The sequence below is a fragment of the Sporosarcina sp. P13 genome (genome assembly GCF_002743055.1).
Classification (GTDB): Bacteria; Bacillota; Bacilli; order Bacillales_A; family Planococcaceae; genus Sporosarcina.
On record NZ_PDYM01000039.1, the window covers coordinates 24,978 to 31,151 of the forward strand.

3 protein-coding genes, 16 tRNA genes, 1 rRNA gene and 1 pseudogene are annotated in these 6,174 nt (G+C 39.8%); 2 read left to right on the plus strand and 19 right to left on the minus strand.

The window, feature by feature from the left end; all coding sequences use genetic code 11:
• Window positions 1–21 precede the first annotated feature (21 nt).
• Together CSV79_RS14055 and CSV79_RS14060 are read right to left on the minus strand one after the other, a co-directional pair.
• A complete protein-coding gene (locus tag CSV79_RS14055) occupies window positions 22–933 on the minus strand; it encodes an ABC transporter permease (protein WP_099689696.1) in 912 nt (303 codons plus the stop codon).
• A gap of 11 nt (window positions 934–944) precedes the next feature.
• Window positions 945–1,895: pseudogene (locus CSV79_RS14060) on the minus strand (ABC transporter permease).
• 1,398 nt (window positions 1,896–3,293) lie between these two features.
• Between CSV79_RS14060 and CSV79_RS16875 the strand changes: the two are divergent.
• Window positions 3,294–3,446 (plus strand): hypothetical protein, encoded by a 153-nt coding sequence (locus CSV79_RS16875; RefSeq protein ID WP_158232550.1) that lies wholly within the window; start codon window positions 3,294–3,296, stop codon window positions 3,444–3,446.
• Window positions 3,447–4,064: 618 nt separating this feature from the next.
• The gene (locus tag CSV79_RS17475) at window positions 4,065–4,232 is read left to right on the plus strand and encodes an integrase core domain-containing protein (protein WP_158232551.1); all 168 of its coding nucleotides are present in this window, start codon (window positions 4,065–4,067) and stop codon (window positions 4,230–4,232) included.
• A gap of 81 nt (window positions 4,233–4,313) precedes the next feature.
• Here CSV79_RS17475 and CSV79_RS14070 read toward each other — a convergent pair.
• The 17 genes from CSV79_RS14070 to rrf form a co-directional block, all read right to left on the minus strand.
• Window positions 4,314–4,394, minus strand: a tRNA-Leu gene (locus CSV79_RS14070).
• Window positions 4,395–4,412: 18 nt separating this feature from the next.
• A tRNA-Cys gene (locus tag CSV79_RS14075) sits at window positions 4,413–4,486 on the minus strand.
• Window positions 4,487–4,493: 7 nt separating this feature from the next.
• Window positions 4,494–4,568, minus strand: a tRNA-Gly gene (locus CSV79_RS14080).
• Between the two features lie 9 nt (window positions 4,569–4,577).
• A tRNA-Gln gene (locus CSV79_RS14085) sits at window positions 4,578–4,649 on the minus strand.
• A 4-nt stretch (window positions 4,650–4,653) separates the two neighbouring features.
• Window positions 4,654–4,729, minus strand: a tRNA-His gene (locus CSV79_RS14090).
• A gap of 46 nt (window positions 4,730–4,775) precedes the next feature.
• Window positions 4,776–4,851 (minus strand) — tRNA-His (locus CSV79_RS14095).
• Window positions 4,852–4,872: 21 nt separating this feature from the next.
• Window positions 4,873–4,943: transfer RNA gene (locus CSV79_RS14100), tRNA-Trp, on the minus strand.
• 3 nt (window positions 4,944–4,946) lie between these two features.
• A tRNA-Tyr gene (locus CSV79_RS14105) sits at window positions 4,947–5,031 on the minus strand.
• Window positions 5,032–5,039: 8 nt separating this feature from the next.
• Window positions 5,040–5,112 (minus strand) — tRNA-Thr (locus tag CSV79_RS14110).
• Between the two features lie 19 nt (window positions 5,113–5,131).
• Window positions 5,132–5,207: transfer RNA gene (locus CSV79_RS14115), tRNA-Phe, on the minus strand.
• 56 nt (window positions 5,208–5,263) lie between these two features.
• Window positions 5,264–5,339 (minus strand) — tRNA-Asp (locus CSV79_RS14120).
• Between the two features lies 1 nt (window position 5,340).
• Window positions 5,341–5,415: transfer RNA gene (locus tag CSV79_RS14125), tRNA-Met, on the minus strand.
• Between the two features lie 19 nt (window positions 5,416–5,434).
• Window positions 5,435–5,510: transfer RNA gene (locus tag CSV79_RS14130), tRNA-Val, on the minus strand.
• A gap of 26 nt (window positions 5,511–5,536) precedes the next feature.
• Window positions 5,537–5,611 (minus strand) — tRNA-Glu (locus CSV79_RS14135).
• A 22-nt stretch (window positions 5,612–5,633) separates the two neighbouring features.
• Window positions 5,634–5,725 (minus strand) — tRNA-Ser (locus CSV79_RS14140).
• Between the two features lie 7 nt (window positions 5,726–5,732).
• A tRNA-Asn gene (locus tag CSV79_RS14145) sits at window positions 5,733–5,807 on the minus strand.
• A 47-nt stretch (window positions 5,808–5,854) separates the two neighbouring features.
• Window positions 5,855–5,970 (minus strand): 5S ribosomal RNA (rrf, locus tag CSV79_RS14150).
• Between the last annotated feature and the right edge of the window lie 204 nt (window positions 5,971–6,174).

A 6,174-nucleotide genomic window follows, 5' to 3' on the forward strand; every position in this document is an offset into this window, starting at 1 on the left:
ATACATATTAGTACTACTCCCTTATTTGTTAGCTTTATTTGAATGAGGATCTAACAAATCACGTATTCCATCACCAAGTAAATTAGAGCTTAAGACGGCCAATAAAAGGAAAGCTCCCGGGAATACAGTCATCCACCAAGCACTATAAATAACACTTTTCCCATCAAATAATATATTTCCCCAACTTGGAGACGGGGCAGGTATTCCAGCTCCCAAGAAGCTTAGTGCTGCTTCTATAATCATAGATACAGAAAATACATAAGTAATTTGTACAATTAATGATGGTAGAATATTCGGCGCAATATGCCCCCAAATAATTCTCCATGCACTTGCTCCTTGTGCTTTCATCGCTTCTATATACGTTTGTTCTTTAATCACAAGTGCTGCTGAACGAACAACCCTTGCCACGACAGGGCTTTCAACAATTACTAGTGCAATAACAACATTTATGGCCTTTGGACCCATTACAGCCATAATAGCGATAGCCAAAAGAATTGATGGGAATGCCATTAAACCATCTGCGAATCGCATAAGTACATGATCCAACTTTCGATAATAAGCCGAATATAATCCGAGAAATAAACCAATGACCGCCGTAATAAGCGCAACAGATATTCCAATAACTAACGACACTCGCGCACCGTAAACGACACGGCTAAATATATCTCGGCCAAAATTATCAGTTCCGAACCAATGCGTTGCACTAGGTGCTTTCAGACGATTCGTTGATTCTAATTCATATGGTGAAAACTGCGTTATAACTGGTGCAAAAAGTGCAATCAGACTTATAAAGAATAGGATTACACCACCTGTTACAATCATTTTATTAGCCAATACGCGTCTGATAAATAGAGCACGTCTTTCAATAGAGAGCTCCTTTTTATTTTGTGATAGCGTGTCTGATTTAATAATTACTTCATTTATAGTATTCATCACCCATCCCCCTACTTTCTATTGAGCCTAATACGAGGATCTATAACCCCGTATAATAAATCGACGATCAGATTTACAAACACATAGCTAACTGCAATCAATAGGACTGTTCCTTGAATAACTGCGTAATCTCTACGGGATACCGAATTGATAATTAATTGGCCAATTCCCGGTATGTTAAATACGACTTCCACTACAATTGCACCCGCTATCAATGTTCCGAACGTTTGCCCCATAACTGTCAAAATAGGTATAAATGCATTTCTCAATGCATGTTTATAAACTACTGTTCTTTCTTTCACTCCTTTTGCATGTGCTGTTTTAATATAATTCATACTTAAGATATCCAACATAGAAGATCTAGTCATTCTAGCGATTAGCGCTGCCTGTATTGCTCCTAAGGTTATCGCCGGTAATAAGAGGAATTTTAAGTGAATTAATAATCCTGCACTTAAAGGTTTATATCCAGCGACAGGTAACCATCCTAGATTTACCGAGAATAGTAACATTAGCAATAGACCTAATAAGAAACTAGGTACGGAAATTCCAAGTAAAGCAAATACCATAAAAAACTGATCCGCTTTTCTGCCCCGCTTAGTCGCTGCAATAATACCAAAAGGTAATGCAATAACTATTGATATAATTTAGGCAAAAATGGCAAGAGAGAGTGTAGGACCTAAATGACTTGTAAACGCTTTCAAAACTGACATCTCCATAAAGTATGACCATCCAAGATCACCCTTTAGCAATGCTAGAAACCATAGAAAGAACTGCTCTAATATTGGTAAGTCAAGTCCCAACTCTGTCCGCAACTTTTCTATGTCTTGTGGAAGTGCCTCAGGTCCAAGTATTATGGTCGCCGGATCTCCCGGAGTAAGATGTATTAAAAAGAATACAACTACCGCAACGACTAGTAGTATAGGTATTAAAGATAATAATCTTTGTAAAATATATACTTTCAAAAATATTCCTCCCCTTCTTTTATCAATATGTTTGTTTTTCCGGTTTAAAATTGGTCTTTTATTCAGTTAAATCAAAATACTGTACTAGAGACTTTCATCTCAACCTTCTGTACTTATTACTGATTTGTAACCATTAGCTTTGATTCCTTTTAATTTCAAATTTGTAATTCATAAAGCGCCATTATTCTTTCCCCCTCATTCAGTACGATAATTAGTTAAGTATTCATCTTTTTCAATGTTCTATTTTGCTGAATTATAAAGCTAGAAATTTTAGCCATTGTATTAGAAATGCTTCGTTATTAGACTCTTCTTTACCTCAAGTGTCTACTAGACATTGGATAGCCTTTTAAACTCTTCAATCATTTTAATAGGTTTTCAGTTTATCAATAGCTTTGTGGCGTATAGAAATATTTTTTAATGCTTCAATATATACTCCTTCCAATCAACAAACCGTCAAACTTCCAGACTAGCATTCCCTTTTCCCTTCATTGTTTCACAGCCAAATCCTCTCAATAATGTCTACTAGTTATCTTTAGTTTTACATACAAAAAGCTAAACCCTATAATTAATGCCTATATACATGAATTTCCTGTGTTCATTGTATATTAAGATTTTACATCTAAAATTTATAATGTCGATACATTTACTGAATATTCTATACTTAAACTGGATTTATCTAATGATTTCCATTAAAATTAGTTGGACAAACTAACCAATCAACTGGATTTACATTTAGCATGAAGCCAGAAGCGTTTGGTTTAGTTTCAAACGTAAATTAGGGTCGTACTCTCGTTTGACCCCGATAGCGAATCCTTCACCCCGAATGAGTATACTTCTGTTAAGACTGAAGATTGTCTTCCCGTCCTCTGTTAGTCTAGCTGTCATATAGAACCCACCCGTTATAGTTACTAAATGAGGATTAATAAAAAAATGATTCTAGCTCTACAAAAAAGTATAAAGACATGGTGATTGCTAGAATGATGCCCACTGGCAACGTAACGTTTAACAATAATAGTGTGAACCAGGTATATCTGAACAATTGCTTTATAAATGGCGACAGAAAGTATATATTGAAGACAATGCCATGTCCGGAAATGGGTGTAAACGATAAAGTAGAGAAGATGAGCTAAGAAGTGATCATCTCATCTACATCAACACAGTTACCGTTTGAAATCCAAAACATCCACAATTTCTCTCTCATTACTAACTGTAAAGATAGGTATTGCTTGAATTGAATTTTTTTCCGTTTTCAGTCCATTCTTATTAGATAAAATTGGTCAGCTTCTAAAATGCCATGTTAAATAGAATACAACTTCAAAGTGGTACACTTATAAAAAGTACTTATATCGGAGGTGTTTTTGTGTGGGTAAAAACGTATATTCAAGCGAAGTAAAATGAATGTTCGTCAAGGATAAGTTAGGTGCTGAATTGACTAACGCAGAAATTACGGAGAGGTATGGAAGTAAAAATTATTCACAGATTAAGACTTATATCAAATGGTACCGTGCGAACGAGTTTTATCAGTTTAACCAACCAATTGGTATGCAATAAACTTACGGTCACAGTCCCAAGTTAGTAAGTGAAGACGACAAACTGGAACATCAATTATCACACTTGAAGATGAATATCGAAATTCAAATAAAGTACATGGAGCTCGAAAGAATGTTAATAAAGAAATAGTTCTGCAGATTGTAGAAAAACTAACAAAGAAGTATACAATTACAGCCATTTTGTCCGCGTTAGGCGTTCCGAGAGCTAACTATTACAGATCGTGTTCGGTAGGAGTTAGTAAAGTACTTTCAGTTGTTGAATCGCAATACTGTTCAGATCATCATGCAAAAGAACCATTTACAATATCGGATCAAGCCCAAAAGGAAGTGGAAATCTTAAGGGTAAACTAACATAGTTGCGCCTGATCTTCTTAAACGGAACTTCGCAGCTAGTGAACCTAACAAGAAATGGTACTATTATGGATCTATTCAATTATCGGATTGTGGCTTACAAATTATACGACCATCAACAGACCCCACTCGTAATTGACATGTTAAAAAGAGGCACTGGCTATCCGTAATCAGGCCGAAGAAGTGATTGTATATATCAGAGATCAAGGAAGTGTGTACACGTCCTATGTATACCAAGTTTGCATCAGGGATAAACCTTGTCAGCAGTATGTCGCGTAGTGGGACCTGTTGGGACAACGCAGTGATTGAATCATTTCAATCGAATATAAAGTCTGAAGTATTTCAATATGTTAAGTTTAACTCCCAACGATATCAAGACGTAGTTGAATGGGTAATTACTTATTTTAACTATTACAATGAAGAGCGTATCCAATAAAATATTATAGAACCACAAATATTATGGAACTATATTATAAAACAAAAAAAGAACACAGCATATGCTGTGTTCTTTTGGTGATACCCGAGGCCGGACTTGAACCGGCACGCCTCGCGGCATCGCATTTTGAGTGCGACGTGTCTGCCATTCCACCACTCGGGCATGTTAAAATATAAAATTTGGAGGCGGCAACCGGAATCGAACCGGTGGTAAGGGTGTTGCAGACCCGTGCCTTACCGCTTGGCTATGCCGCCAACAAAGTGGAGCGGAAGACGGGATTCGAACCCGCGACCCCGACCTTGGCAAGGTCGTATTCTACCACTGAACTACTTCCGCAAAAAACTACTGGGGTAGCTGGATTCGAACCAACGAATGACGGAGTCAAAGTCCGTTGCCTTACCGCTTGGCTATACCCCACCTATGGGGCGGACGAGGGGAATCGAACCCCCGAGTGTCGGAACCACAATCCGATGCGTTAACCACTTCGCCACGACCGCCATGGTATTATTTATTATAGTATAGTGTTGAGTAATTTAATAAAAATGGGGCGGACGAGGGGAATCGAACCCCCGAATGTCGGAACCACAATCCGATGCGTTAACCACTTCGCCACGACCGCCATAATAATTTAATTAAAATACAGGGGCAGTAGGAATCGAACCCACACCAAAGGTTTTGGAGACCTCTATTCTACCGTTGAACTATGCCCCTAAATGGTGGTGGGGGACGGATTCGAACCGCCGAACCCGGAGGGAGCGGATTTACAGTCCGCCGCGTTTAGCCACTTCGCTACCCCACCAGTAAGGATGCCGGCGAAAGGACTTGAACCCTCAACCTACTGATTACAAGTCAGTTGCTCTACCAATTGAGCTACACCGGCATAAAACTTTAAAATTAAATGGTGGCTCAGGACGGAATCGAACCGCCGACACAAGGATTTTCAGTCCTTTGCTCTACCGACTGAGCTACTGAGCCACATTTGCTATGTTTAAGAATTCGTCTTAACACAAAGCGTATGTAGGAAAAAATAATGGCGGTCCCGACGGGAATCGAACCCGCGATCTCCTGCGTGACAGGCAGGCATGTTAACCGCTACACCACGGGACCTTGGTTGCGGGGGCAGGATTTGAACCTACGACCTTTGGGTTATGAGCCCAACGAGCTACCACTGCTCCACCCCGCGATAATATAATTAAATTGAATGGTGGAGGATGACGGGCTCGAACCGCCGACCCCCTGCTTGTAAGGCAGGTGCTCTCCCAGCTGAGCTAATCCTCCTGGGTAAAAATAATACTGTGTAAAAATGGTGACCCCTACGGGATTCGAACCCGTGATACCGCCGTGAAAGGGCGGTGTCTTAACCGCTTGACCAAGGGGCCATATAAGTTAGAGTTGTGTATCTGGCGGAGAGCAAGGGATTCGAACCCTTGAGGCAGCGCAAACCGCCTACACGATTTCCAATCGTGCTCCTTCGGCCACTCGGACAGCTCTCCAATAAAATGGCTCCGCAGGTAAGACTCGAACTTACGACCGATCGGTTAACAGCCGATTGCTCTACCACTGAGCTACTGCGGAATAATATTAATTGGTACGTGGCACAAAGTATGTAGCTTATAGTTACAGATCAGCGACGTCTTACCCTCACAGGAGGAAACCTCCAACTACCATCAGCGCTGAAGAGCTTAACTTCCGTGTTCGGTATGGGAACGGGTGTGACCTCTTCGCTATCGTCACTGAACTGTTTTTAAAGCCATGATTATTATACCAAACTGAGTGTATATTGTCAACCCTTTTAAAAAAGAATTTAATTGTTCACTCAAAACTGAATAAAAGACATTGTGTAGTTCAAGTAACTACTTTTAAAAATAGGTTAAGTCCTCGATCGATTAGTATCTGTCAGCTGCATACGTCGCCGTACTTCCACCCCAGACCTATCCACCTC